Genomic DNA, 21,705 nt, shown 5'->3' on the forward strand with positions numbered 1-21,705 from the left:
CGGCGGACGGCGGGGCGGAAACGGACACGCCCCCGGGCCGGGAGAGACCTGGCGCAGGGCCGGGCGAAGCCCGACAGAAACCCGTGACCAGGGAGAACGCGCAGACTGAGCGCGCGGAGAACACGTGCGTGAAGCAGGGATGAAACAGAGAGGCGAAGCAGAAGAGAGAAGAGGAAATCGGTACCGGCGATCCGACGGACCTGCGCACGTACCACAGGAACCGTACCACCCCGACCCCGTCGCGCGGCAAGTCTCTTCTGCGGCGGGCGGCGCGCCTATGCTGAGCCGCGATGTTCACCTCCCAGGGCCCCACCCTCCGCGAACTGGCCGTTCAGGCGCTCTCCTCGGTCGAGCACGGTTACGACCTGCTCGCGCCGAAATTCGACCGCACCCCCTTCCGTACGCCCGACGCCGTCCTCGCCCCGGTCGCCCGCGCCCTGGGCGCGCTCGGCCCGTACGCCAGCGGGCTCGACCTGTGCTGCGGCACCGGCGCGGGGCTCGGTGTGCTGCGCGAGGTGTGCACGGAACGCGCGGTCGGCGTCGACTTCAGCGCGGGCATGCTCCAGGTCGCGCGCGAGTCCGAACCCGCCGCCTCGTACGTGCGCGCGGACGCGCTGGCGCTTCCGTTCGGGCCCGTCTTCGATCTCGTCGTGAGCTTCGGCGCGTTCGGGCACTTCCTGCCGGAGCGGCAGCCGGAACTCTTCGCCCAGGTCTGCCGAGTGCTGCGCCCCGGCGGGCAGTTCGCGTTCCCGCTGCCCGCCCCCGCGCGGCCGGGATCCTGGGGCTACTGGGCGATGCTCGGCTTCGACGGGGCGATGCGGGTGCGCAACGCGCTGTGGCGCCCGCCGTTCGTCATGTACTACCGCACCTTCCGTCTCGGCGACGTGCGGCGGGAACTGGACCGGGCCGGCTTCGACGTGGCCCTGCGTCCGCTGCCCGAACTGGGGGAGCGGCCCGACGGCAGTCCGCGCGCCCGGCTCGTCGTGGCCACCCGCCGCTGAACTAGCCCTCGGGTGCCGCGAGTTCGGTGATGATCCGGGCGGTCGCGTCCGGGTCGACGAGTTGATGGAGGTGCTCGCCGGGCAGCCGCGCCGTGCGCCATCCCCGGGCGCGCGCCTCGGCCTCCTGATCGCCGTAGGGCGCACCGAACAGCAGGTACGCGCACGGGTGGTCGTCCCAGCCGGCGGGCACCGGGACCTCCTGCTCGTAGTACGCCAGCGGGAGCCTCGGCTGCTCCTCGACGACCGTGCGCCGCGTCACCGGGTCGGAGAACATCGGCGCCACGTCGGATTCGTCCCACCAGTCCGTCCAGCGCGGCAGCCGCCCGTCCACCGCCAACGGACGGAGGAAATCCAGGAGTTCAGGCGGTGCGACCGGCATCGATCCGGCCCGTGCGGGCAGGGCGGCGTCCACGAACACCGAGCCCGTCACCGGGTGGTCGAGGCCCGCGCGGATCGCCGGCAGGAACAGGCCCGCGTTGCTGTGCGCCACCAGGACGACCGGGCTGCCCGCCGGGAGCCGCCGCAGGTCCTCGCGGACGGCCTCGACGACCGCGGGCCAGAACGGCGGCGCGCCGTCCGCCACGTGCAGCAGGGACGGCAGCCGCACCTGACGGCCCGCCGCGGCGAGCCGCCGGGCCACCGGGCGCCAGGTGGAGGGACCCACGGATGGACTGTGCACGAGGACGAAGGCCGGTCGCATACGAGGATCCTGCCGTCCGCCGGCCGCCCGGCGCGAGCGACTCGGCCGACAGCAGAGCGACGGGTGCCCCGGAGGCTCAGGAGGCGCGCGACGCCGCGGGGGCGGGGAGCGGGTACCGGACCTCGGTGAGCCGCTCGGACAGTTCCCACAGCCGGCGTCCGGTGTTCGCGTCCGTGGCGCGCGGCGCGAGCCGGACGCGCGTCGGGGCGCCGCGCAGTTCGCCCGCGCCGCCGGGGCCGATGAACTCGCCGCCGGCCACGCCCGGTTCGGTCGCCGCGTACAGCTGGGAGCGTGCTCCGGCCTCCGGCGACTGCGCCAGCGGCTTCAGCAGGCGGCCGTACAGGAACCGCACACCCCGCACCGGAGTGCCGTGCTGGAGGCCGGTCGCCGTGTAGCCGGGATGCGCGAGCACGCTGCGCACGTTGCTGCGCGCCGCCGTCAGGCGCAGGTGCAGCTGGTGTCCGAAGACGGCGTTCGCCAGCTTGGACCGGTTGTAGTGCCCCATCGGGGAGTAGCCGTCCGGGCCGTCCACGGCTTCCGGGTCGTCGAGGTCGAGGCGGCCCTGGCGGTGGTTGGGGGAGCTGACCGTGACCACGCGCGGGTCGGTGCCCGCGGCCAGCAGGTCGAGGAGCAGGCCGGTGAGCGCGAAGTGGCCGAGGTGATTGGTCGCGAACTGCAGCTCGTGACCCTGGGGGCTGGTGGCGTACGGGGGAGCCATGATGCCCGCGTTGTTCACCAGGACGTCGATGTGGCCGTGGTCCGCGCGCAGGGTGTCGGCGAACGCGCGGACCGAGGTGAGGTCGGCCAGGTCGAGCGGGCGCACCTCCAGGCGGGCGCCGGGTGTCCCGGCGGCGATCGACTCGGCGGCCCGCCGGCCCTTCTCCGGGTCCCGTACGGCGAGGACCACCCGGGCGCCCTTCCGGGCGAGCGCCCGGCAGGTCGCGAGCCCGAGCCCGCCGGAGGCTCCCGTCACGACGCACACCCGGCCGGTTCGATCGGCGACCGGTTCGTCGCCCCGGCGCTCCTGACGCATCTGCTCTTGCTTCCGTGTCATATGGCACAGGCTGACTGGCATGGCACTCGGTGTCAAGACGCCTCTTGGTGTCAGGCTGCCCCCGGGTGTCATGTCTGGCACGACATGTACGATGCCCGGGTGAGTACGCGACCTGATCCGAGCCTGAGCCTCGCCGAGCGCAAGCGTCAGCTCGTCTCGGACGAACTGACCGAGGCGGCCCTGCAGTTGCTGGCCCTCAAGGGCTTCGACGGCGTCACCGTCGACGAGATCGTGGCGGCCGCCGGAGTCTCCAAGCGGACCTTCTTCCGCTACTTCGCGTCCAAGGAGGACGTGGTCGTCCAGTTCCTCGCCGACATGGGCACCGACATGCGGGACGCGCTCGCCGGACGGCCCGCCGGCGAACCGCCGGCCGAGGCACTCCGGCACGCCGTACGGGTCCCCGTCACCACCTGCGCCGCCCACTCCGAGCGGGCCCTGCGCGTCGTGCGGCTCATCCTCGGCACCCCGGCGCTGCTCGCCCGCTTCCTGGAGCGCCAGGACCGCTGGCGCGACGAGCTCGCCGGGGAGCTCGCCCGGCGCACCGGCCGCGACGTGGCCGCCGACCTCTATCCGCGGCTGGCCGCAGGAACCGCCCTGACCGCCTTCCACGTGGTACTCCAGCGCTGGAGCGCGAGCGAGACGGCGCCGGACCCGGTCGCTCTCCTCGACGAGGCGTTCGACCTCGTCGCCCCCGCGCTCGACCCGGGAACCCCGCGCGCCTGAGCCACGGATCGCGGACCGTGCCGGGCGCGCCTAGCGTGGATCCGAAGCCGCCGGGCCACCCCCGGCCCGGCCCGCACGGAAGGCTCCGCGACATGCCCGCACAACCCGAAGGGGCCCCGGTCTGGGCCGACGCCATGTTCGCCGACCTGGAGGCCGCCAAGGCCTTCTACGCCGAGCTGTTCGGCTGGTCCTACGATCCGGGGGCCGAGGAGTTCGGCAACTACACGCAGGCGAAGACCGCCGACGGCAAGCACGTCGCCGCCCTCGCCCCGCAGATGCCCGGCACCCCGGCGGGCGTACCCGCCGCCTGGAACCTGTACCTCGCGTCCCCGGACGTCGCGGCCGCCGCCGAGCGGATCAAGAGCGCGGGCGGCACGCTGATGATGGACCCGATGCAGGTCGGCGAGTTCGGCACGATGGTCACCGCGCAGGACCCCGGCGGCGTCATGTTCAGCGTCTGGCAGCCCGACACGCACGCGGGCTTCGAGAAGGTCAACGAGCCGGGCGCCTTCTGCTGGGCCGAGGTCACCGTCCGCGACGCCGACAAGACCGACGCGTTCTTCACCACCGTGTTCCCGTACGACGCGAAGACGATGGCCGACGAGCACGTCGACTTCCAGGTGTGGCAGCTCGGCGGGCAGCCCGTCCTCGGCCGCATGAAGATGACGAAGGACTTCCCGGCGGAAGTGCCCTCGTACATCAACGTCTACTTCGTCGTGGAGGACTGCGACGCGGCCGTCGCCACCGTCCAGCGCCTGGGCGGGCAGCTGCACTTCGGCCCGATGGACAGCCCGTTCGGCCGGTTCGCCGCCGTGGGCGACCCGCAGGGCGCCGCGTTCTCCGTCATCGACGTCACCCGGACGACCGGCGAGATGCCGAAGCTGGACTGACCGGCGGCCGCGGTCAGTCGCTCACCGGCAGGGTGAAGCCCAGCTCCCGCGCGGCGTGTTCGGGCGTGGGCTGGGCCCAGCGCTCCACGGCCGCCTGGGTGCTGGTCAGCGAGCGCGGCTCGGCCCGGTCCACGTAGAGGGTGCCGTCGAGGTGGTCCGTCTCGTGCTGCACGATCCGGGCCGGCCAGCCCGCGAGCTCCTCGTCCAGCGCCTGCCCGTGCTCGTCCAGGCCGCGCAGCCGCACCCGCTCGTGCCGGGCGACCACCGCCTGGTAGCCCGGCACGCTCAGGCAGCCCTCGTAGAAGGCGGCCCGGCGCCCGTCGACCGGCTCGTACGACGGGTTCACGAGGACGCGGAACGCGAGCGGCACCCGCCCGCGCGCCAGACGCACCTCGTCCGGCACGGTCGCCGCGTCCTCCAGCACCGCGAGCCGCAGCGGCACGCCGATCTGCGGCGCGGCGAGTCCGACGCCGGGCGCCGCGTGCATCGTCACGCGCATGGCCTCGATCAGCCGCGCGAGCAGCTCGTCGGACAGCTGCCCGTCGAAGGCATCGGCGGGGCGGCGCAGCACCGGGTCGCCGGCGGCGACGATCGGCAGCGGCGATCCGGCGTCGAGCAGCGACTCGACGTGAGCGGTGAGGGCCTGGGGCGGCAGCGACGACATCGCGCCAGCATGCCAAGACCGCCGCCCGCAGGGCAAAGCGCCCCGTGGCCGCGGGCGTACGGCGGTGTTGCGGCACCGTGAACGCGTTGCGGCCCCGTGAACAGTGGGGCGCGCGGGAATGCCGACCTCTGCGAACACGGTTCGATCAGGTGCCGGCCATGGCGGTCATGGCCGGCGCACGGTCGCGCGGCGGTGCACGGGAGAAGGGGTCCGGATGACGCAGACGTACGAGGAACGCGGCGCCACGCCCGCCCGGGACACGGCCGATCCGGGCCGGGAGCCCGGGGGAGCCGGTGGCTTCAGGACGGAGAGGGTGGCCGACGCGGTGCTCGACAATCCCGCCTACGCCGCGCTGCGCGGTCCGCACGCGCACCTCGCCGAGCGGAGCGGGCGCGTGCTGCGGTATCCGGTCGATGTCTCGCCGTGGCTGGGGCTGCCCGATGTGCCGGGGCCCGGTGACTGGGCCGATCTCGTCGCGTTCGCCGGGCCCGACGGCGCCGTGCCGCTGCCCGGTGTGCGCCTGGACCTGCCGGACGGCTGGGAGGTGACCGAGGACTTCGCCGGGGTGCAGCTCGTCGGTGATCGCGTCGACGCGGCGCACGACCCCGAGGCCGTCCGGCTCACCACCGCCGACGTGCCCGAGATGCTGGAACTCGTGGCCCGCACCCGGCCGGGTCCCTTCCTGCCGCGCACCATCGAGCTCGGCACCTACCTCGGCATCCGGCGCGGCGGAGCGCTCGTCGCGATGGCGGGGGAGCGGCTGCGTCCGCCGGGCTGGACCGAGATCAGCGCCGTCTGCACCGACCCGGACCAGCGGGGCCAGGGGCTCGCCGGGCGGCTCGTACGGGCCGTCGCGGCGGGCGTACTGGAGCGTGGCGAGACCCCGTTCCTGCACACCGGCGCGGGCAACACGAACGCCATCCGGCTCTACGAGACGCTCGGCTTCCGGCTGCGCCGCACCACCCGGTTCCGTACGGCACGGGTGCCGGGCGCGCGGACCGCCTGAGGCTCAGATGCCCTGCGACGCCTCGTTGTAGCGCGTCAGATACGCCGCGAACCGCTCCAGGTCCTCCTCCGGCCAGTCGCCGAGCCGCTCCAGGAGGGCCTGCCGGCGGCTGACCGTCACCTGCGCCAGGATCGCGGCGCCCGCCTCGGTCGGGTGCAGTACCTGCACCCGGTGATCGTCCGGATCGACCCGGCGGTCCACGAGTCCGGCCCGCTCCAGGGCGGCGACCTGCCGGCTGACCGTGGACTTGTCCAGCGCGTAGTGCGCCGCCAGGTCGGTGGCACGGCAGCCGCCCCGCTCGTCGAGATGGCCGAGCAGGGTGAAGGAGACGAGCGACAGCTCGGGGTGCATGCGCGCCGCCATCGCCCGGGCGCGCCGGGCGAAGGACGTCAGCTCGCGCTGGATGTCCGCCACGGCCGCCGCGCGGGCGGGCTCTGGCACGGGGTGCGACTCGGGTGCTGCCACGGCGGGGTCCTTTCCAGTACTGGTTGCATTCTACAACTGAACGGGCCGCGGCTGGAGGGGCGGGGCGGGGTGTCCCGGCTTAGCCTCCTGGCATGAGCGAATCGCGCGAGTTGTCCGAGGTGCCCGAGCGGCTCACCCTCCAGATCAAACCCCGCCTCACCGACGCCGCCGGCCACACGGATCACGGCAACCCCCTGCGCTCCGTGCGGGTCACCGCGACCGGCCGCGTGGGCGAGTCGGGTTACCCGAGGTACGAGGGTGAGGGGGTGCAGGCCGACGTGGATCCGCGCAGCCGTGCCGTCGAGGCGGTGACCGTCGACGGGCGCGAGCTGCCGTACGGATGGGTCGCCGAGGTCTCCCCGGAGTAGCCCCCGGGCGTGGTGCAGCTCTCTTTTGCAACTTGTTGCACAAGGGGGCGGGTGTCGTCTACAACTGTGACGACGTTCGCCGCCACGGAGGGCCCCATGAGTCGTTACCCGCACCTGCTCGCCCCGCTCGACCTGGGCTTCACCACGCTGCCCAACCGCGTCCTGATGGGCTCGATGCACGTGGGCCTCGAAGAGGCGGAGAACGGCTTCACGCGCATGGCCGCCTTCTACGCGGAGCGCGCCCGCGGCGGCGTCGGCCTCATGGTCACCGGCGGCATCGCCCCGAACGAGGCCGGCCGCCCCTGGGCGGGCGGCGCCAAGCTCACCACCGAGGCCGAGGCCGAGCAGCACCGTGAGGTCACCGACGCCGTGCACGCGGCCGGCGGCAAGATCGCGATGCAGATCCTGCACTTCGGCCGGTACGCCTACCACGAGGACCTCGTCGCGCCGAGCCCCGTCCAGGCGCCGATCAGCCCGTTCCCGCCGCACGAGCTCACCGACGCCGAGATCGAGCAGACCGTCGAGGACTTCGCGCGCACCGCGGAGCTCGCCCGGGCGGCCGGCTACGACGGCGTCGAGATCATGGGCTCCGAGGGCTACCTCATCAACGAGTTCATCGTCGCCGCCACCAACCACCGCACCGACCGCTGGGGCGGCTCCTACGAGAACCGCGTCCGCTTCCCGCTGGAGATCGTGCGCCGCGTCCGCGAGCGCGTCGGCAGCGACTTCATCGTCATCTACCGCCTGTCGATGCTGGACCTGGTGCCCGGCGGCTCCACCCTCGAAGAGGTCGTGCGGCTGGCCAAGGAGATCGAGGCGGCCGGCGCCACGATCATCAACACCGGCATCGGCTGGCACGAGGCCCGCATCCCCACCATCGCGACCTCCGTGCCGCGCGGCGCCTACTCCTGGGTGACCAAGAAGCTGATGGGCGAGGTGTCGATCCCGCTCGTCGTGGTCAACCGCATCAACACCCCCGAGGTCGCCGAGGAGTTGCTCGCCGACGGCGTCGCCGACATGGTCTCCCTGGCCCGCCCGATGCTCGCCGACCCGGACTTCGTGAACAAGGCCGCCGAGGGCCGCTCCGACACCATCAACACCTGCATCGGCTGCAACCAGGCCTGCCTCGACCACACCTTCAGCGGCAAGATCACCTCCTGCCTCGTCAACCCGCGCGCCTGCCACGAGACCGAGCTCGTCCTCGCGCCCACCCGCCTGAAGAAGACCGTCGCCGTCGTCGGCGCCGGCCCCGCCGGGCTCGCCTGCGCCGTCTCCGCCGCCGAGCGCGGCCACGACGTGACCCTCCTCGACGCCTCCGGCGAGATCGGCGGCCAGCTGAACGTCGCCCGCAAGGTACCCGGCAAGGAGGAGTTCGACGAGACGCTGCGCTACTTCCGCACCCAGCTCGAACTGCGCGGCGTCACCGTCAAGTTGAACACCCGCGTCGCCGCCGAGGACCTCACCGCGTACGACGAGGTCGTCGTCGCCACCGGCGTCAGCCCGCGCACCCCCGCCATCGACGGCGTCGACCACCCCAGCGTCGTCGGCTACCTCGACGTCCTGCGCGACGGCGCCCCCGTCGGCGACCGCGTCGCGATCATCGGCGCCGGCGGCATCGGCTTCGACGTCGCCGAGTACCTCACCGACGGCGGCGAGAAGGCCAGTCAGGACCCGGCCACGTACTTCCGCCTGTGGGGCGTCGACATGGACTACACCGACCGCGGCGGCCTCAAGAAGGCCGAGCGGCCCGCGCCGCCGCGCGAGGTCCACCTCATCCAGCGCAAGACCTCCAAGGTCGGCGCCGGACTCGGCAAGACCACCGGCTGGATCCACCGCACCGAGCTGCGCCACCGCGGCGTCACCATGGTCGCGGGCGCCACCTACGACCGGATCGACGACGCGGGCCTGCACATCACCGTCGACGGCGAGCAGACCCTCGTACCGGTCGACACCGTCGTGCTGTGCGCCGGACAGGAGCCGCAGCGCTCCCTCTACGACGACCTCGTCGCCGCCGGCCGCACCCCGCACCTGATCGGCGGCGCCGACGTGGCCGCCGAGCTCGACGCCAAGCGCGCCATCAAGCAGGGCACCGAGGTCGCCGCGGGCCTGTGAGACCGGGTGGTCACGTGGCCGGGCCCGCCGGCCGCGTGACCACCCTCGCCTCGGCTCGCGCCGGAGGACTCTCACCTACCCTTACGCCATGTCACTGCCGCACGCGATCCTCACGGCCCTCCTGGAGAAGCCGTCGTCGGGCCTCGAACTGACCCGCAGGTTCGACCGGTCCATCGGCTACTTCTGGTCGGCGACCCACCAGCAGATCTACCGCGAGCTGGGAAAGCTGGAACGCGACGGCCTGATCCGCGCCCTGCCCGCCCAGGGCCCGGCCCGCGGCCAGAAGAAGCAGTACGAGGTCCTGCCCGAGGGACGCGCCGAACTCGCCCGCTGGACCGCGGCCTCCCACGACCCCAAACCGCTGCGGGACACGATGCTGCTGCGGCTGCGCTCCGCGGCCGTCGTCGGCACCGACGGGATCGGCACGGACCTGCGGCGCCATCTCGCGCTGCACCGGCAGACCCTGGAGAACTATCTGGAGATCCAGGAGCGGGACTTCCCGCCGGAGAAGGACTCGATGCCGGACCGGCTGCAGCACGCCGTCCTGCGCGCCGGCATCGACCTGGAGACCTTCTGGGTCGGCTGGATCGAGGAGACCCTGCGCCGCCTCGACCTGCCGGAGGAGGAGCGGGAGCCCGCGCCCGAGGGCCTGTGACACACGATCGCCGCCGCCCGGAGAGACCGGACGACGGCGATCGCGGACGGACCTCGGGCCTAGGTGCGCTGACCCGTGCCGCGCCGACGCAGGTACCACGCGCCGCCCACGACGGCCGCGGCCACCAGGGTGCCGCCCGCCGCCAGCGTCAGCGTGCCGTAGTCCTGCACCGCGCCGCCGAGACCGCCCCGGACGGCGCCGAGCGGACTCGACGTCGCCGAGATGGTCGGGCTCGCCGCCACGGTCACCGAACGGGTCCCGGCCGTGGAGCCGTCGTTGCAGACGACGACCACGGTGTACGTACCGGAACTCACGCCCGTCCAGGTCACGCTGCCCCCGGCCAGCGGCTGTTGCCTGCCCTGGGCGAAGTCGGCCTGGCCCGCCGAGAGCAGCGAACCGTTGCCCCCGTTGGGGCAGGCCTGCGTCCGGGCCGTGACCGTGGACCCGCTGGTGCTCACGACGAGCCCGCCGGTCGGGCCGCCGGCGTGCGCCGCGGGTGCGGCGAGCGTCAGCGGGAGCGCGGCCGCGGCCGCCACGGTGAGACCCGAGCGAGCGAGTATCGAGGTGATGCGCATGACTGCCTGCTCTCCGGCGCCCGCGGGAGGCGGTACGTCCGATGCCCCGCCCGAGTCGGCAAAAGCCCGCGCCGCCTGACGCCCAGCCAAAGCGCGGGCGGCGAACGGCGCATGCGGGCCGCATCCGGGCAGGTGACGGGTTCCATCGCACGGCCTAGCCGGTGGTGACGGTCCGTTCGGTGGAGAAGGCGCCCCACGTGCCGTCGGGGAGCTGCGCCCGGATCCGCACCCGGTGCCGCTCGCCCGGCTCCGCGCCGATGTAGAAGCTGTACTTCGCCGCGTCGGCCGTGCCCTCGCCCCACATGACGGTCGTGGCCTGGGCGCCGTCCACGAACACCTGGTACGCCGGGACCTCGCCGCCCGTGTCCGGGGGAGTCCAGGCCAGGTCGACGTAGTACCCGCCGTCGGCGGCGCGACTGCTCGCCCGGAAACCGGAGGGCGCCGTGCCGGTGCCCGCGGACGCCCCGTCCTTGCCGCGCCGCGTCGTGAGCCGGACGGTCCCGCTCGCGGGTGAGGTGTTGTCGGCCGCGTCGCGCGCCCGCACGCTGAACGCGTAGGCGGTGCCCGGCCGCAGCCCCGTCACCAGCGCCCGGGTCTGTCCACCGCCGACGCTGTGGATCTTCGTGGTGCCCTGGTAGACGTCGTACGAGACGACGGCCTTGTCGTCGCGGGAGGCCCGCCAGGCGAGGGAGACGGACGTGCCGCCGGCCACGCTGCCGGTGAGCCCCGCCGGCCGGGTCGGCGCGGTGCGGTCCGCGGCGACCACCGCCGGAGTCGTGACGGCGACGCGCCGGCTCGCCGGGCCCAGCTCACCGTCCGTGCCCCGGGCCCGCACGGTGAACACGTAACGGGAGCGCGGGCGCAGGCCGGTGACGTCGGCCATGTGCCGGTCGGCGGGCAGCCGCCGGACCCGCCGCGCGTCCCGGTACACCTCGTACTGGACGACGTCCGCCGTGCTCGCCGGCCGGTTCCACATGACGTGCACGGACGTGGCGCTGCCGGCCTGCGCCGTGACGCCGGCCGGGGCGGTGAGCGCGGGGCCGTCCTGCTCGGGGTCGGCGAACAGGCCGCAGGAGGTGAGGCCCAGGACGAGCGCGGCGACGGCTGCCGCGTGGGGGAGGTGTCGCACGAGGTGGGTGCCTTCCGCTCGGGCGGGCAGGTGGTGGGGTGGGCAGGTGGTGGCGGGGGCAGGGAATTGGTACAGACCTGTATGGCATGACTGACGGGTCCTCATCAAGCCCCTGGGGAGCGCCCGTCCGGGACCCTCACGGACCCGCCCGGCCGTCTGACGCCCCGTCCGGCCCCCGTACGGTGGCCGCCACCGGGCACCTCACTCAGATTGGGGTGTTATGTCCGCCGGTCCGACCCAGGGCCGGGCGTCCCCGACCGAAGGCCCCGTCCGTGCGTCCTCGCCTCCTGCCGCTCACCGCACTCTGCGGTGCCGCCCTCCTCGCCCCCGCCTCCCTCGCCGCCTCGGCCGCGCCCCCGCCCGCCGAACGCGCGCACGACTCCGGCACCACCCTGCGAGTGCGCCCCGTCGCCGCACCCGCGCCGGCCGCGCCCTTCGTGCGGGAGGGCGGAGTCCGCGCCGACGCCCTGCGGGCCGCGGTGCGCGGCTGCCGGCAGATCTCGAACGGCCGCTACCGCACCGACGACGGCACCCGCGCCGACATCCCCGTGTGCCGCACCCAGGGCGCCGTCCACTGGAAGGCCGACCTCGACGTCGACTGCGACGGACGCGCCGGCCGCCGCTGCAACGGCCGCACGGACCCGGTGTTCCAGAACACGACGGCCTACCAGCAGTCCGACGGGCGGCCGCTGAACGCCGAGACCCTGCCCTACGTCGTCGTGCCCGCCGCCGGCGAGCTCTGGAAACCCGCGCGCTCCGGCATCCGCGCCGGCACCGTCGCGGCCCTCGTCCACAAGGACCGCGTCGTCTACGCCGTCGTCGGCGACGTCGGCCCCGCCGATCTCATCGGCGAGGCCTCCTACGCCGCCGCCCGCGCCCTCGGCGTCGACCCGCACCCCGTGCGCGGCGGCGTCGCCGCCTCGGACGTCACCTACATCCTCTTCCCGGGCCGGACCGTGCGCCCCGTCGAGAGCCACCGCGCCGCCGTCCGGGCCGGACACGCGGCGGCGCGCGAACTGGTCAGCGCCGCCGCCCGGTGACCGCCGGTCCTCACACCTTCCGGTACGCGTACGCCTCCGACGCCGCCGCCACCACGGCGTCCAGGTCCGCGCCCGCCGACGCCGACACCACCGCGGCCACCGCGCCCTCCACGAACGGGGCGTCCACCAGCCGGGTCGCGGCGGGCAGTTCGTCGCCCTCGGCGAGCAGCGCCTTCACCGTGAGGACCGCGCTGCCGAGGTCGACCAGGACCGCGACGCCCGCGCCGCCGTCCACCCGCGCCGCGGCCGCCGCGATCAGCTCCGCACTCGTGCCGAGCCCGCCGTCCTCCGTGCCGCCCGCCGCGGCCACGGGCGCGGTCGTACCGCCGCCCGCCAGGCCCTGCGCGAGCCGCGCCACCGACTCCGCGACCTTCTTGCTGTGCGAGACGAGGACGATCCCGACCGCCTTGTCCTCCTTGCCCTGCGCCGCGCTCATGCCGCGGCCTGCGCGGTCTCGGCCAGCGCCGCGATGAGCAGCGCCGAGGACGTCGCCCCCGGATCCTGGTGCCCGATGCTGCGCTCGCCCAGATAGCTGGCCCGCCCCTTGCGCGCCTGCAGCGGGGTCGTCGCCTCGGCGCCGTGCTCGGCCGCCGACCGCGCCGCCGCGAAACCGCCGTCCTCCAGCGCGTCCACCGCGGGGACCAGCGCGTCCAGCATCGTCTTGTCGCCCGGCGCGGCCCCGCCGAGCGCGGCCACCGCGTCCACCCCGGTGCGCAGCGCCGCCGCCAGCTCGGCCTCGCTCACCTCGGCCGCGTCGCCGAGCGCCTTCCCGGCGCGCCGCAGCAGCGTCCCGTACAACGGCCCGGACGCGCCGCCCACCGTCGAGATCAACTGCCGTCCGGCGAGGGCGAGTACGGCGCCCGGGGAGTCCGGCGCGTCCTTGTCGAGCACCGCCCGCACGGCCGTGAAGCCGCGCTGCAGATTGCTGCCGTGGTCGGCGTCGCCGATCGGCGAGTCGAGCTGCGTGAGCCGGTCGGCCTCGCGGTCCACCGCCGCGCCGGTCGCGGCCATCCAGCGCCGGAAGAAGTCGGCGTCGAGCACGTGATCTCCTTCAGAGAGAGGTTCGGACATCGCCCAGGGTGCCGGTCAACGGCCCCAGCGCAGACCCGCCGTCGCCACCGGCGCGTCCCACAGCCGCAGCATCTCCTCGTCGACGTGGCAGAGGGTGACCGAGGCGCCGGCCATGTCCAGGGACGTGACGTAGTTGCCGACCAGGGTGCGGGCCACGGGCACTCCCCGCTCCGCCAGCACCCGCTGCACCTCCGCGTTGAACCCGTACAGCTCCAGGAGCGGCGTCGCACCCATCCCGTTCACCAGCACCAGCACCGGACTCGTCGGGTTCAGGTCCTCGAGGACCGCGTGCACGGCGAAGTCGGCGATCTCCCCGGAGGTCATCATTCCGCGCCGCTCACGCCCCGGCTCCCCGTGGATGCCGATGCCCAACTCCAGCTCGCCCTCCGGGAGATCGAAGGTGGGGGAGCCCTTCGCCGGGGTGCTGCACGCGCTCAGCGCGACGCCGAAGCTGCGCGCCGACTCGTTGACCTGCCGGGCGAGCGACTCGACCCGCTCCAGCGGCTGCCCCTCCTCGGCCGCCGCCCCGGCGATCTTCTCCACGAAGAGGGTGGCGCCGGTGCCGCGCCGCCCGGCCGTGTACAGGCTGTCGGTCACCGCCACGTCGTCGTTCACCAGCACCTTGGCGACCTGGATGCCCTCGTCCTCGGCGAGTTCGGCCGCCATGTCGAAGTTGAGCACGTCACCGGTGTAGTTCTTCACGATGAACAGGACGCCGGCCCCGCTGTCCACGGCGGCCGCCGCCCGCACCATCTGATCCGGCACCGGGGACGTGAACACCTCGCCCGGGCAGGCCGCGCTGAGCATCCCCGGCCCGACGAACCCGCCGTGCAGCGGCTCGTGCCCCGACCCGCCGCCCGACACCAGCGCCACCTTCCCGGCGACGGGCGCGTCCTTGCGCAGGATCACCCGGTTCTCCACGTCCACGGTGAGCTCGGGGTGCGCGGCCGCCATGCCGCGCAGGGCGTCGGCGACAACGGTCTCGGGAACATTGATCAGCATCCTCATGGGTACCTCCGGGGTGAGGCTGGTGGACAGGCGCCTGACCAGATGCTGACCCAAGGCCCGCGTCGGTGACGGGTGGTCGGCTGGTCATGGCGCGTCGAGTGGCGAACGGTCGGAGTGCTGCTGTCGGGCAGTATCGACCCTGCGGGAGCGAGGGGCACCTGCGCTACCCCTGGATCGGATGAATGCCTCGGGTCTGTGCGCGTGGTGTTCCTGATGTTCGTCCCCGCATCACGGTGCCGGTCGGCGGTGAGGTGCTCCGGTGTGACGTCCTTGAGGAGGAATCCGCCGGCCCCGGCGCCGAGGGCCGCGTAGACGAGGTGGTCGAGGTCGAACGTGGTCAGGATGATGACCCGGGGTTCGCCGGGGCCCCTCTCGGCGCGCGGCCGCGATGGTGGCCGCCGCGGTGTTCGGCACGGCGGCCGTCACCTTCGCCGCAGGTCTGGGCTCGTCGCTCGCTGAGGTGACCGAGGCGCGTGCCCACCACACCGCGGACGTGACGATCGATCTGCACGCACCACCGGCCGATGCCCCGCCAGGACCCGACCCGCAGGCCGAGGCGGAAGCCGCCGCGGCGGCCGACGCCCTCGCGAAGGCGGACCCCGCGGCGCTCGACGCGACGATCGACCAGCAGCCCGGAACCCGCGCCCACTACGGCCAGGCGACCGGTCAGGTCACCGTCGGCGGAGTCAGCGGCTCGACGGACGTCATTGCCTTCCACGGCGACGCCGTCCGGGGCGGCTACGCGATGGTCACCGGCCAGTGGATCGACGCGCCCGGTGAAGCCTTGGTGCCTGTGCCGTTCGTGGCCGCCGCGGGCGCCGACGTCGCCACGTTGACCGCGGCAGACATCGAACTGGACCTCACCAGCTACTCCATGCCCTGAGAGCCGGAACCGACCCCGCCGGCTATCTCGCGCGCTCAACGCCGACTTGAAGCCCCTGCGCCTCGTCGCCGAGCGGCCCGGTCCCGGCAACGGCAGCGATCAAGTCGTCGCCCTCAACTCCCTGACCGCATTGCTCACCGTTCTGCTCGTGACCGTGGCAGGCCTGGGTGTCCTCAACGGCGTCCTTCTCGACACCCGCGAACGAGCTCGCGAGATGGGCATCCACAAGGCACTCGGCATGACGCCGTGGCAGACCGTCGTCGCCGTCGTCGTCTCGGCCGCCCTCACCGGCCTGGCCTGTGGCGCCCTCGGAGTTCCGCTGGGCATGGCCCTGCATCACGCGATCGTGCCGGTCATGGGTGACAGCGCGGAGATCGGCCTGCCCGCCTCGGTCCTGAACGTGTACGAACCGACCGGGGTCGTCCTGCTGGTCCTCGGCGGCCTGCTGATCGCCGTCCTCGGCGCACTGCTGCCGGCTGTCCGGACCGCCAGGTCGAGGACCGTCATGGCTCTGCGCGCCGAGTAGAAAAGAGAGATGGCTTTCGCGGTACGAAAGTCGGTAGAGATTCTTACCGCGAAAAGCCACCCCTCCGGCTCAGCCCAATTCCGCTGAAAGGATTACGCGGACGTCAGGGTGAGGTCAGCACCCGCTCCAGGCTCCCGTGACGTTGTCGAAGATGCTCTTGTCGAACTTCTTGCTGCCCTTCACGCCGGCCGGAACCGTCACGCATGCCGAGCTGTGCTTCACCTGGTTCTTGGTGTCGAAGAAGTCGACGTGGAAGTTCACGCTGTGGTTGCAGTGGTTGTTGTAGTAGACCGTGACGGTGTTGTTCCCGGGCGTGTAAGACGTGTTGAAGCGGTTGACCGTCGGGTTGTTGTGGCAGCCCCACGAGGTGTAGACGGGGCCGCTCGCCTGCGCGGCAGCAGAGGTGGCGGCCTGCGGCGCGGCGTAGGCCGTGCTTCCGAGCAGGGGCAGGGCCAGTACCGCAAGGGCCGTGGCCTTGGCGCCCGTCCGAACAGAATTCAGCATGAAAATACCCCCGAAAGAAAGGTCTGGTTGCACCCTGCTCTTGCAGGGCGGGTCGTGATCAACTCTGGCACGTGAGGATAGTGCCAGCAATTGGTTTGAGCCGAACTTGAGGTAGCGACTTTCGGGGTTGTTTGTGTGCCGGATCCGACGCTATTCGAAGTCGGCGGGCGGGGGTCGGCGGCGCAGCTGCTGGGCGGTCCGGGTGACGCTGCGGCCGGGTCCGCGATGCCCGCCGCGTATGAGTCGGTCGCCGAGCCGGCCCAGTGATTCGGCCAGGGCGGCGTCGTCGCTCCTGGGGTGCGTTCCGCTCTGCTCGGTCAGCAGGCGCACGGCCTCCATCGTGGGCGCGAGGATCTCCTCGTCGCGCCCGGTGCGGGCCAGCCGCAGCGCCAGATTGGCCAGTGCGTGGACGAGGCCGAGCGTTGCCTCCGGACCGTCCTGCCGCCCGGTGCGGAGCGACTGCCGGTACAGGTCCACCACTTCGCGCGCGATCCGCAGCGAGTCCTCGTGCCGGTCGTTGTCGGTGAGCCGGATGCCGAGGTTGTTGAGCACGCGCGCCAGCTCGCTCTGGTGCATGCCGGGTTCGGCCTGGTCGAGCCGGCGGTGGAGGGCGGCCGACTCCTCGGCGGCGGCCAGCGCGGCGGGATGCCGCCCCAGCGTCGCGAGCCGGGTGCCGAGGCTGTCGAGGGAGGACGCGAGCAGCGGACGGACCACATCGGGATCGTGGGCGACCGCACCCCGGTACAGGCGCACCGCTTCGTCCACGGCCGTCAGGGCCTCGGCGCGCCGGCCGCTCCACGCCGCGACGAGCGCCAGGTTGTGCAGACAGCGCGCCAGCTCGATCGACATGTGGCGGCCGGCACCGGCCTCCAACGCCTGCCGGCACAGGTCGACGGCATCCTGTGCCGCCCCGTGCGCGGGCCCGTACTCGCCCGCCGACGCCAGGGCGAGCCCCTGCTCGGAACGCCGCCGGACGCGGTCCCGTACGGCCGGATCGACCGGACCCTGGACGGCTTCCGCCGGCGCCAGGCGGCCGTCCTCGGTCATGGACCAGCCGTAGCGGCGCAGGGTCTCGACGAACAGGGCCATCATGTCGGGCTGGGTGCGCGCCAGTTCGCGGTACTGGGCGGCGGCCCACCCCATGAGCGGGCGGGCCTCCTCGGCGCGGCCGAGCGCGGTCAGCTCGCGGACCAGGGCGAACACGGTGACCCAGTGGGGAAGCGCGGCGGCGCCCGCCGGACGCAGCGCTTCGTAGCGTTCGAGGGCGCGGCCGAGCACGGTGGCCGCCTCCTGCCGCCGCCCCATCTCGCCGAGCTTGATCCCCAGATCGCTCTCGGCGGAGGCGAGTTCGGCCTCGTCCTGCGGACTCGACGGCCCCCGCCGCGCCCCGGCGACTCCTCCTCGTACGCCCACCGCCTCACGCATCAGCGCCAGTGCCTCTTCGTGCCGGCCGAGCTCGGCGAGCTGATTGCCGAGGCACGTCAGGGAGGCCGCCAGCGCGGGCAGCCGCCCCTCGCCCTCGTCCCGGACGAGAAGCCGCGTCAACTCCACGGACTCCCGGGCCGGCTCCAGCGCTCGACTGCGCCACCCCAGTACCCCGAGGGTCAGTGCCTGCCGGTAGAGCGCCGTCGCGAGCGCCGCACGCCACTGCGCCGCATCGACCCCGGCCAACTGTCGGCACACGTCGACGAGTTCCGCCTCGACCTCGGTCAACTCGTCATGGTGCTCCGGCCGTTCGACAAGAAGCGCGCTCAGGTGTCCCAAGGCCTCGCCGAGGGCGGGCAGTACGTGCCGTCCCGGGGCTCCGGCCGTGCGCCGCCGCGTGTCCTCGACGCGTCGCCGCGCCTCGACCAGGTCCCGCTCGGTGCCCAGCATCCCATTGTCCACATCCCCCACGGCGAGCCCTCCCCTGGCCGTCCTGCCTCCACCCTGTACAGGCACGTGCTGCACTCAGGAAAGGTTGCGACGGGTCCGGGGAGTTCATTCGGGGGCCACCTGCGCGGTGCCTCGATCCGGACTAGATGGTGCGCGTCTGGAGCGAATGTGGTGCGTTATCGGTGTGGATGTGATTCACTTCAGATGTCCTTTCGGAGGCCTGAGGCAGGAGTGAACGTCATGGCTGTCACACCACATCCCGATCACCCGGCCAGCGAGCGCCTGTCGGTCACTCTGGTGCCGCCGGCGGTCGTCGCGGTCAATGAACTGGCCGAGACGGGGCGCGTGAGCAAGGCCGATGTCATCAACCGGGCGGTGCTGCTGCTCGGATTCGTCGAGCGTGAGCGGGCCAAGGGGCACGAGCTGATGATCCGGACCGAGGACGGCGAGCTGGAGCGGATCCACATCCTTTGATCAGGGGAGCTCGTACTGCATGAGCGGCTGCTTCGGCGGAACGCCGTCGGAGCAGCCGGCCGGCGCCCTCGACCGTCTCGTCATACGACGCCTGCCCCGACACGGTGCAGGACGAGAACAGGGACGGCCGCGCGGGATCCGTGGATCTGGCGGCCCTGGGCCAGGCGGTCGAGATCGACAGGGTCGCCTTCCCTCCGCTGTCCGAGACGTCCCCACGGACCGGAGTGCCGTGCGGCCCGTCACGTTGCAGACTGCTCCTGGACGACGAGCGAGAAGGAAGCGAGCCATGACCGAGCACGCCACGATCACCTGCGAGAAGCTCCTGGAGCACGCCCCCGGGAAGGTCTGGGAGGCCCTGACCGAGCCGGATCTGCACGCCCGCTGGTGGGCCGCCGGTGACGTCAAGCCGGTCGTCGGGCACCGCTTCACCCTCGACATGGGCACCTTCGGCAGCCAGCCCTGCGAGGTGACCGAGGTCGAGGACGAGCGCGTCCTCGCCTACCGGTTCGCGGAGGGCACCCTCGACACCGTCGTCACCTGGACGCTGCGCCCGGAGAGCGACGGCACCCGGCTCGTGCTCACCCACGCGGGCTTCGACCTCGGCTCGCCCCTGGGCGGACAGGCGTACGAAGGAATGGGCCAGGGCTGGCCGCATGTCCTGGAACGTCTGGACGCGCTGCTCGACGAGATCGCCTGACCCCGTCCGCCGCTCAGAGTCCGGCGACGGCGGTGGTGAGGCGGGAGATCGCCTCGTCGACGGTGGAGCGGGGGCAGCCCAGGTTCACGCGCAGATAGCCGTGGCCCTCGCTCCCGAACTTCTGCCCCGGGTCGCACCAGAGCCGGGCCGTGAGCAGCATGAACCGTTCGAGTGCGGCCGCGTCCATCCCGAGGTCTCGGCAGTCCATCCAGGCGAGGTAGAGGGCGTCGGCGGGCAGCACCCGCACCTTGGAGGTGGCGGCGTGGACGGAGCCGGCGAAGTGCGCGTGATTGCCGCGCAGGTAGACGAGCAGTTCCTCCAGCCACGGCTCGCCGTGGGTGTAGGCGGCCTCGGCGGCCACCATGCCGAGCACATTGACCAGCGGCATGAGATTGCGCTCGTAGCGGCGGGAGAATTCCTCGCGCAGCCGGCGGTCGGGGATGAACACGTTGGCGCACTGCAGGCCCGGCAGGTTGAACGTCTTGCTCGGCGCCGTGCAGGTGATGCTGTTGCCGGCGAACTCGGGGCCGAGTGACGCGAACGGGACGTGCCGCTTGGCCGGATTGATGACGAGGTCCTGGTGGATCTCGTCCGCGATCACGAGGACGCCGTGCCGGGCGCAGATCTCGCCCATGGTCCGCAGCTCGTCCTCGGACCACACGGTGCCGGTCGGATTGTGCGGGTGGCTCAGGATGAAGATCTTGGTGTCGGGGCGGACGGCCGCCTCGAAGGCGTGCGCGTCGAAGGCGTAGCCGTCCTCGGTCCGCACCAGGGGCGCGTGAGTGAGGAAGCGTCCGTTCAGGCGGACGTCCTCGTGGAAGTGGCCGTAGACCGGGGGCTGGATGAGGACGGAGTCGCCCGGCGCGGAGAACGCCTGGACGGCCGTCTTGAGGCTGGTGAGGATGCCGGAGGTGGGCACGGTCCAGTCCGGGTCCACGTCCCAGCCGAAGCGCTTGGCCTGCCAGCCCGTCACGGCCCCCAGATAGCTGTCCGTCGCGCCGCCCGGGTAGCCGAAGACGCCGTGGTCGACCGCCACGTGGAGCGCGTCCAGGACGACGGGCGGCGCCTTGAAGTCGGTGTCGGCCACCCACAGCGGCAGCGGGTCGGCGGCCGCCTCGTCCGGAGCGAGGAACTGTCCGGCGGACGCCCACTTCATCGAGTTGGACTTCTTCCGGTCGACGGGCTCGTCGAAGATCGAGGACTCATCCTTCATGCTTCACTCCAGCGACTCCATCAGCAGTTGGCTCCCCTGCGGGCCGACGGGCCGGAAGCCCGCCTTGGTCCAGGCCCTGACGGCCCGGTGGTCGCAGGCCTCGGGATCGACCGTCACCCGCTCCCACCCGAGGACGGTGTGGAGGTGCCGGACCAGCGCGCGGGCGGCGTCGGGGCCGAGGCCCCGCCCCTGGGCGCGCGGCAGGAGCACCATGTCGATGCCCCCTTCGAGCGGGCCGGCGGGGACGTACTGGGCGTAGCCCACGGGATCGGCGCCCTGGAGGACGAGCAGCGACTCCACGGCGGGCCGGCGCCGCCCGGTGTACTTGGCGGCCACTTCCTCGCGGGTGAGGGGCCGTCCGCCCCATCCGCGGACGAACTCGGGGTCGGCGAACCAGCGGGCGAGCAGGGGCAGATGCTCCTCGGTGGCGGGAACGAGCAGCGTCGCCTCGCCCGCGATGCCGCCCTGAGGTGTCTCCCGCATGAATCTCCTTTGCCGCGATGCGTGACGAGGTGGATGCTGGCACGCCGGAGGGGCTGGGCCAAGGGATGTGCCGAGCCAGTCGTGAACCGCGAAGAGGGGGAGCGCCGCGTGGCGACCGAAGTGTGGGCACCGTTGTTCTCCCTCGCCGGAGTCCTCCTCGGCGGTGGCTTGACCGCCCTCTCCCAACGCGCCACGCAGCGCTCCGCCGAGCGCCTGGAGGAACGCCGCCAGGCCGTCGCCGACCGCGAGGCCCGCCGGGCCGAACAGCTCCAGGCGATCAAGGACTTCCTGGCCTGTGTGCAGGAGGCCGAAGGGGTGGCCTATCGCCGGCCCGAGGAATGGGGCGAGGACGAGGCGTGGCTCGGCGCGGCCTCGGCGGCGATGGGCCGGCTCTGGATCGCCGAGCGGCACCTCGTGCTCGTCGGCCACGCAGGTCTTCACGATCCGGTGCGCGCCTACGCCCGCGCGCTGAACCAGGCGGTCTGGCGCGAGATCGGCGACGTCGAGGTCAACGAGCACCTGGAGGAGCACAAGACCCTCTTCATGGACACGGCGCGTGCGAGCCTCGCCGCCTTCTGACCGGCGGCGC

26 protein-coding genes and 1 pseudogene are annotated in these 21,705 nt (G+C 73.0%); 13 read left to right on the forward strand and 14 right to left on the reverse strand.

The window, feature by feature from the left end:
* The first annotated feature begins 290 nt into the window (after nucleotides 1-290).
* Nucleotides 291-1,001, forward strand: a complete 711-nt coding sequence (locus IAG42_RS32055; RefSeq protein WP_188340445.1) for a class I SAM-dependent methyltransferase — start codon at nucleotides 291-293, stop codon at nucleotides 999-1,001.
* A gap of 1 nt (nucleotide 1,002) precedes the next feature.
* On the opposite strand, the gene IAG42_RS32060 is transcribed toward IAG42_RS32055, so the two are convergent.
* Together IAG42_RS32060 and IAG42_RS32065 are read right to left on the reverse strand one after the other, a co-directional pair.
* A complete protein-coding gene (locus tag IAG42_RS32060; RefSeq protein WP_223206236.1) occupies nucleotides 1,003-1,665 on the reverse strand; it encodes an alpha/beta hydrolase in 663 nt (220 codons plus the stop codon).
* A gap of 112 nt (nucleotides 1,666-1,777) precedes the next feature.
* Nucleotides 1,778-2,755, reverse strand: coding sequence for an oxidoreductase (locus IAG42_RS32065; RefSeq protein ID WP_188340447.1), 978 nt, complete (start codon nucleotides 2,753-2,755; stop codon nucleotides 1,778-1,780).
* A 99-nt stretch (nucleotides 2,756-2,854) separates the two neighbouring features.
* Here IAG42_RS32065 and IAG42_RS32070 point away from each other — a divergent pair, with 99 nt between their 5' ends.
* Both IAG42_RS32070 and IAG42_RS32075 read left to right on the forward strand, forming a co-directional pair.
* Nucleotides 2,855-3,478, forward strand: a complete 624-nt coding sequence (locus IAG42_RS32070) for an acyl-CoA-like ligand-binding transcription factor (RefSeq protein ID WP_223206237.1) — start codon at nucleotides 2,855-2,857, stop codon at nucleotides 3,476-3,478.
* 92 nt (nucleotides 3,479-3,570) lie between these two features.
* On the forward strand, nucleotides 3,571-4,368 hold the full coding sequence (locus IAG42_RS32075; protein ID WP_188340449.1) for a VOC family protein: 798 nt from the start codon (nucleotides 3,571-3,573) through the stop codon (nucleotides 4,366-4,368).
* 13 nt (nucleotides 4,369-4,381) lie between these two features.
* On the opposite strand, the gene IAG42_RS32080 is transcribed toward IAG42_RS32075, so the two are convergent.
* Nucleotides 4,382-5,032 carry a peptide deformylase gene (locus IAG42_RS32080; RefSeq protein WP_188340450.1) on the reverse strand — a complete coding sequence of 217 codons (651 nt, stop codon included), beginning with the start codon at nucleotides 5,030-5,032 and terminating at the stop codon, nucleotides 4,382-4,384.
* A gap of 214 nt (nucleotides 5,033-5,246) precedes the next feature.
* Between IAG42_RS32080 and IAG42_RS32085 the strand changes: the two genes are divergently transcribed.
* The gene (locus IAG42_RS32085) at nucleotides 5,247-6,038 is read left to right on the forward strand and encodes a GNAT family N-acetyltransferase (protein WP_188340451.1); all 792 of its coding nucleotides are present in this window, start codon (nucleotides 5,247-5,249) and stop codon (nucleotides 6,036-6,038) included.
* A 3-nt stretch (nucleotides 6,039-6,041) separates the two neighbouring features.
* On the opposite strand, the gene IAG42_RS32090 is transcribed toward IAG42_RS32085, so the two are convergent.
* Complete coding sequence (locus IAG42_RS32090; protein ID WP_188341713.1) at nucleotides 6,042-6,401, reverse strand: MarR family winged helix-turn-helix transcriptional regulator; 360 nt, start codon at nucleotides 6,399-6,401, stop codon at nucleotides 6,042-6,044.
* Nucleotides 6,402-6,595: 194 nt separating this feature from the next.
* Here IAG42_RS32090 and IAG42_RS32095 point away from each other — a divergent pair, with 194 nt between their 5' ends.
* The 3 genes from IAG42_RS32095 (at nucleotide 6,596) to IAG42_RS32105 (ending at nucleotide 9,638) form a co-directional block, all read left to right on the forward strand.
* Complete coding sequence (locus IAG42_RS32095; protein ID WP_188340452.1) at nucleotides 6,596-6,871, forward strand: hypothetical protein; 276 nt, start codon at nucleotides 6,596-6,598, stop codon at nucleotides 6,869-6,871.
* A gap of 96 nt (nucleotides 6,872-6,967) precedes the next feature.
* Nucleotides 6,968-8,983 carry an NADPH-dependent 2,4-dienoyl-CoA reductase gene (locus IAG42_RS32100; protein ID WP_188340453.1) on the forward strand — a complete coding sequence of 672 codons (2,016 nt, stop codon included), beginning with the start codon at nucleotides 6,968-6,970 and terminating at the stop codon, nucleotides 8,981-8,983.
* Nucleotides 8,984-9,071: 88 nt separating this feature from the next.
* Nucleotides 9,072-9,638 carry a PadR family transcriptional regulator gene (locus IAG42_RS32105; protein ID WP_188340454.1) on the forward strand — a complete coding sequence of 189 codons (567 nt, stop codon included), beginning with the start codon at nucleotides 9,072-9,074 and terminating at the stop codon, nucleotides 9,636-9,638.
* A 59-nt stretch (nucleotides 9,639-9,697) separates the two neighbouring features.
* Here IAG42_RS32105 and IAG42_RS32110 read toward each other — a convergent pair whose 3' ends face one another.
* Both IAG42_RS32110 and IAG42_RS32115 read right to left on the reverse strand, forming a co-directional pair.
* On the reverse strand, nucleotides 9,698-10,213 hold the full coding sequence (locus IAG42_RS32110; protein ID WP_188340455.1) for a hypothetical protein: 516 nt from the start codon (nucleotides 10,211-10,213) through the stop codon (nucleotides 9,698-9,700).
* Between the two features lie 154 nt (nucleotides 10,214-10,367).
* Complete coding sequence (locus tag IAG42_RS32115) at nucleotides 10,368-11,342, reverse strand: fibronectin type III domain-containing protein (protein WP_223206239.1); 975 nt, start codon at nucleotides 11,340-11,342, stop codon at nucleotides 10,368-10,370.
* Between the two features lie 272 nt (nucleotides 11,343-11,614).
* Between IAG42_RS32115 and IAG42_RS32120 the strand changes: the two genes are divergently transcribed.
* The gene (locus IAG42_RS32120) at nucleotides 11,615-12,382 is read left to right on the forward strand and encodes a glycoside hydrolase family 75 protein (RefSeq protein ID WP_223206240.1); all 768 of its coding nucleotides are present in this window, start codon (nucleotides 11,615-11,617) and stop codon (nucleotides 12,380-12,382) included.
* 10 nt (nucleotides 12,383-12,392) lie between these two features.
* On the opposite strand, the gene dhaM is transcribed toward IAG42_RS32120, so the two are convergent.
* The 4 genes and pseudogenes from dhaM to IAG42_RS38135 form a co-directional block, all read right to left on the reverse strand.
* The gene (gene dhaM / locus IAG42_RS32125; RefSeq protein WP_188340458.1) at nucleotides 12,393-12,818 is read right to left on the reverse strand and encodes a dihydroxyacetone kinase phosphoryl donor subunit DhaM; all 426 of its coding nucleotides are present in this window, start codon (nucleotides 12,816-12,818) and stop codon (nucleotides 12,393-12,395) included.
* Complete coding sequence (dhaL, locus tag IAG42_RS32130) at nucleotides 12,815-13,423, reverse strand: dihydroxyacetone kinase subunit DhaL (protein ID WP_188340459.1); 609 nt, start codon at nucleotides 13,421-13,423, stop codon at nucleotides 12,815-12,817. Before dhaL ends, dhaM begins: the two co-directional genes overlap by 4 nt.
* 45 nt (nucleotides 13,424-13,468) lie before the next feature.
* Nucleotides 13,469-14,461 carry a dihydroxyacetone kinase subunit DhaK gene (dhaK, locus tag IAG42_RS32135; RefSeq protein ID WP_188340460.1) on the reverse strand — a complete coding sequence of 331 codons (993 nt, stop codon included), beginning with the start codon at nucleotides 14,459-14,461 and terminating at the stop codon, nucleotides 13,469-13,471.
* A 242-nt stretch (nucleotides 14,462-14,703) separates the two neighbouring features.
* Nucleotides 14,704-14,826: pseudogene (locus tag IAG42_RS38135) on the reverse strand (DNA-binding response regulator); the annotation flags it as partial.
* Nucleotides 14,827-14,849: 23 nt separating this feature from the next.
* On the opposite strand from IAG42_RS38135, the gene IAG42_RS38140 reads away from it, so the two are divergent.
* Both IAG42_RS38140 and IAG42_RS38145 read left to right on the forward strand, forming a co-directional pair.
* Nucleotides 14,850-15,344: a hypothetical protein gene (locus IAG42_RS38140; protein WP_223206241.1), complete on the forward strand. Its 495-nt coding sequence runs from the start codon at nucleotides 14,850-14,852 to the stop codon at nucleotides 15,342-15,344.
* Between the two features lie 46 nt (nucleotides 15,345-15,390).
* The gene (locus tag IAG42_RS38145; protein ID WP_223206242.1) at nucleotides 15,391-15,870 is read left to right on the forward strand and encodes an FtsX-like permease family protein; all 480 of its coding nucleotides are present in this window, start codon (nucleotides 15,391-15,393) and stop codon (nucleotides 15,868-15,870) included.
* A 114-nt stretch (nucleotides 15,871-15,984) separates the two neighbouring features.
* Here the strand turns inward: IAG42_RS38145 and IAG42_RS32145 are convergent, their stop codons facing one another.
* Both IAG42_RS32145 and IAG42_RS32150 read right to left on the reverse strand, forming a co-directional pair.
* Complete coding sequence (locus IAG42_RS32145) at nucleotides 15,985-16,374, reverse strand: hypothetical protein (RefSeq protein WP_188340461.1); 390 nt, start codon at nucleotides 16,372-16,374, stop codon at nucleotides 15,985-15,987.
* Nucleotides 16,375-16,524: 150 nt separating this feature from the next.
* Nucleotides 16,525-18,249, reverse strand: a complete 1,725-nt coding sequence (locus IAG42_RS32150; protein WP_188340462.1) for a tetratricopeptide repeat protein — start codon at nucleotides 18,247-18,249, stop codon at nucleotides 16,525-16,527.
* A gap of 240 nt (nucleotides 18,250-18,489) precedes the next feature.
* On the opposite strand from IAG42_RS32150, the gene IAG42_RS32155 reads away from it, so the two are divergent.
* Entirely contained in the window at nucleotides 18,490-18,723 is a 234-nt protein-coding gene (locus IAG42_RS32155) for a hypothetical protein (RefSeq protein ID WP_188340463.1), read from the forward strand.
* A 286-nt stretch (nucleotides 18,724-19,009) separates the two neighbouring features.
* Complete coding sequence (locus IAG42_RS32160; protein WP_188340464.1) at nucleotides 19,010-19,420, forward strand: SRPBCC family protein; 411 nt, start codon at nucleotides 19,010-19,012, stop codon at nucleotides 19,418-19,420.
* A gap of 13 nt (nucleotides 19,421-19,433) precedes the next feature.
* On the opposite strand, the gene IAG42_RS32165 is transcribed toward IAG42_RS32160, so the two are convergent.
* Entirely contained in the window at nucleotides 19,434-20,633 is a 1,200-nt protein-coding gene (locus IAG42_RS32165; RefSeq protein ID WP_188340465.1) for a MalY/PatB family protein, read from the reverse strand.
* Between the two features lie 3 nt (nucleotides 20,634-20,636).
* Nucleotides 20,637-21,116, reverse strand: a complete 480-nt coding sequence (locus IAG42_RS32170; RefSeq protein ID WP_188340466.1) for a GNAT family N-acetyltransferase — start codon at nucleotides 21,114-21,116, stop codon at nucleotides 20,637-20,639.
* A 108-nt stretch (nucleotides 21,117-21,224) separates the two neighbouring features.
* On the opposite strand from IAG42_RS32170, the gene IAG42_RS32175 reads away from it, so the two are divergent.
* On the forward strand, nucleotides 21,225-21,695 hold the full coding sequence (locus tag IAG42_RS32175) for a hypothetical protein (RefSeq protein WP_188340467.1): 471 nt from the start codon (nucleotides 21,225-21,227) through the stop codon (nucleotides 21,693-21,695).
* Nucleotides 21,696-21,705: the final 10 nt, after the last annotated feature.

Source organism: Streptomyces xanthii (assembly GCF_014621695.1).
Taxonomy (GTDB): domain Bacteria; phylum Actinomycetota; class Actinomycetes; order Streptomycetales; family Streptomycetaceae; genus Streptomyces; species Streptomyces xanthii.

Excerpts from the sequence above, each read along its gene's own strand:
- IAG42_RS32055 (WP_188340445.1), top strand. The coding sequence starts at position 291 with ATGTTCACCTCCCAGGGCCCCACCCTCCGCGAACTGGCCGTTCAGGCG.
- IAG42_RS32065 (WP_188340447.1), bottom strand. The coding sequence starts at position 2,755 with ATGACACGGAAGCAAGAGCAGATGCGTCAGGAGCGCCGGGGCGACGAA.
- IAG42_RS32075 (WP_188340449.1), top strand. The coding sequence starts at position 3,571 with ATGCCCGCACAACCCGAAGGGGCCCCGGTCTGGGCCGACGCCATGTTC.
- IAG42_RS32080 (WP_188340450.1), bottom strand. The coding sequence starts at position 5,032 with ATGTCGTCGCTGCCGCCCCAGGCCCTCACCGCTCACGTCGAGTCGCTG.
- IAG42_RS32085 (WP_188340451.1), top strand. The coding sequence starts at position 5,247 with ATGACGCAGACGTACGAGGAACGCGGCGCCACGCCCGCCCGGGACACG.
- IAG42_RS32090 (WP_188341713.1), bottom strand. The coding sequence starts at position 6,401 with ATGGCGGCGCGCATGCACCCCGAGCTGTCGCTCGTCTCCTTCACCCTG.
- IAG42_RS32095 (WP_188340452.1), top strand. The coding sequence starts at position 6,596 with ATGAGCGAATCGCGCGAGTTGTCCGAGGTGCCCGAGCGGCTCACCCTC.
- IAG42_RS32100 (WP_188340453.1), top strand. The coding sequence starts at position 6,968 with ATGAGTCGTTACCCGCACCTGCTCGCCCCGCTCGACCTGGGCTTCACC.
- IAG42_RS32105 (WP_188340454.1), top strand. The coding sequence starts at position 9,072 with ATGTCACTGCCGCACGCGATCCTCACGGCCCTCCTGGAGAAGCCGTCG.
- IAG42_RS32110 (WP_188340455.1), bottom strand. The coding sequence starts at position 10,213 with ATGCGCATCACCTCGATACTCGCTCGCTCGGGTCTCACCGTGGCGGCC.
- dhaM (WP_188340458.1), bottom strand. The coding sequence starts at position 12,818 with ATGAGCGCGGCGCAGGGCAAGGAGGACAAGGCGGTCGGGATCGTCCTC.
- dhaK (WP_188340460.1), bottom strand. The coding sequence starts at position 14,461 with ATGAGGATGCTGATCAATGTTCCCGAGACCGTTGTCGCCGACGCCCTG.
- IAG42_RS38140 (WP_223206241.1), top strand. The coding sequence starts at position 14,850 with ATGGTGGCCGCCGCGGTGTTCGGCACGGCGGCCGTCACCTTCGCCGCA.
- IAG42_RS32145 (WP_188340461.1), bottom strand. The coding sequence starts at position 16,374 with ATGCTGAATTCTGTTCGGACGGGCGCCAAGGCCACGGCCCTTGCGGTA.
- IAG42_RS32150 (WP_188340462.1), bottom strand. The coding sequence starts at position 18,249 with ATGCTGGGCACCGAGCGGGACCTGGTCGAGGCGCGGCGACGCGTCGAG.
- IAG42_RS32155 (WP_188340463.1), top strand. The coding sequence starts at position 18,490 with ATGGCTGTCACACCACATCCCGATCACCCGGCCAGCGAGCGCCTGTCG.
- IAG42_RS32160 (WP_188340464.1), top strand. The coding sequence starts at position 19,010 with ATGACCGAGCACGCCACGATCACCTGCGAGAAGCTCCTGGAGCACGCC.
- IAG42_RS32165 (WP_188340465.1), bottom strand. The coding sequence starts at position 20,633 with ATGAAGGATGAGTCCTCGATCTTCGACGAGCCCGTCGACCGGAAGAAG.
- IAG42_RS32170 (WP_188340466.1), bottom strand. The coding sequence starts at position 21,116 with ATGCGGGAGACACCTCAGGGCGGCATCGCGGGCGAGGCGACGCTGCTC.